The sequence below is a fragment of the Nocardia rhamnosiphila NBRC 108938 genome (genome assembly GCF_000720425.1).
Classification (GTDB): Bacteria; Actinomycetota; Actinomycetes; order Mycobacteriales; family Mycobacteriaceae; genus Nocardia; species Nocardia rhamnosiphila.
The window spans coordinates 1-1618 of record NZ_JOAJ01000042.1; the positions used below are offsets into that span (position 1 = coordinate 1).

The following is a 1618-nucleotide window of genomic DNA, read 5'->3' on the forward strand; positions in this document are numbered from 1 at the left end:
GCAGCAGGTCGGGTATTGGCAGTCGATGCTGGCGGGTATTCCGGATCAGTTGGATCTGCCGTCGGATCGGCCGCGTCCGGCGGTGCAGTCGTTTGCCGGGGGCCGGGTCGAGGTCACGATCGATGCGGATGTCCATGCCGGTTTGGTGCGGCTGGCGCAGCAGCAGAACGCCACGCTGTTCATGGTTGTGCATTCCGCGTTGGCGGTGTTGTTGTCGCGGCTGTCGGGTAGTGACGACATCACCATAGGTACGCCGGTGGCGGGTCGTGGTGAGCAGGCGCTCGATGATCTGATCGGTATGTTCGTGAACACGCTGGTGTTCCGGACGCAGCTGGATCGTGGCGAGTCGTTCGCGGATCTGCTCGGTCGCCAGCGTGAGGTCGATATCGCGGCTTATGCGCATGCGGATGTGCCGTTCGAGCGTCTGGTGGAGGTGCTGAACCCGGCACGTTCACAGGGGCGGCATCCGTTGTTCCAGGTCGGATTCACGTTCCAGAACATGACCGCGTCCGTATTGGAACTGCCCGGCCTGACGGTTTCCGCGGTGGATGTCGATGCCGAGATTTCGCAGTTCGACCTGAACCTGATACTCAACGACTCGTACGACATCACCGGTGTGCCGGGTGGGTTGTCCGGTTATCTGACCTATGCCAGCGCACTGTTCGACCACGCCACCGTCCAGGGATTCGTGGACCGGTTCGTGCGGTTGCTGCAGGAGGTCCTGGTTGCGCCGGAGACCGCTGTCGGTGATCTGGAGATTCTGGCGCCGGTCGAGCGCACGAAGATGCTGGCGGAGTGGAACGCCACCGCGCATGCGCTTCCGGCCGGGCTGCTGCTGGACGGGTTCGATGCCGCGGCCGCGGCGCATCCGGATCGGGTGGCGGTTTCGTTCGAGGGGACGAGTCTGTCCTACGGCGAGTTCGCGGGTCGGGTGAACCGGTTGGCGCGGCATCTGATCGCGCAAGGCGTCGGGCCCGAGACGCTGGTGGGTCTCCTGGTGACGCGGTCGCTGGATCTCGTGGTCGGGATGTATGCGGTGGTCGCGGCCGGTGGTGCGTATGTGCCGTTGGATCCGGCGCATCCGGCGGAGCGGATCGGTTCAACTGTTGATGCGATGGCAGTGCCGGAGAACACCAGTGTGCCGGTGCTGGAGTTGGACACCCTCGAGACCGATGGTTACGACTCGGCGCAGGTGACCGATGCCGATCGGTTGGCGCCGGTGCGGCCGTCGAATACCGCGTATGTGATCTTCACGTCGGGTTCGACGGGTCGTCCCAAGGGTGTGGCCGTCTCGCATTCGGCGATCGTGAACCAGGTCGCGTGGATGCTGTCGCAGTATCCGCTGGGTGCCGATGATGTGTATCTGCAGAAGACCGCGACGACGTTCGACGTGTCTCTGTGGGGTTACTTCCTGCCGCTGGCAGCGGGTGCGCATCTGGTGGTGGCGGCTCCGGATGGTCATCGGGATCCGGCTTACCTGGCGGAGGTCATTGCCGAGCAAGAGGTGACGGTCACCGACTTCGTGCCGTCGATGCTGGGTGTATTCGCCGCCCACACTCCCGCGGGTTCGATTCCGTCGCTCGAGCATGTGTTCGTGATCGGTGAGGCGTTGCCGCCG

At 64.3% G+C, this 1618-nt stretch carries 1 protein-coding gene; it reads left to right on the forward strand.

Annotation, left to right across the window (positions count from 1 at the left end):
* Positions 1–1618 (forward strand): non-ribosomal peptide synthetase (locus IG75_RS0135560; protein ID WP_030526120.1); only part of this gene is annotated, 1618 nt, incomplete at both ends.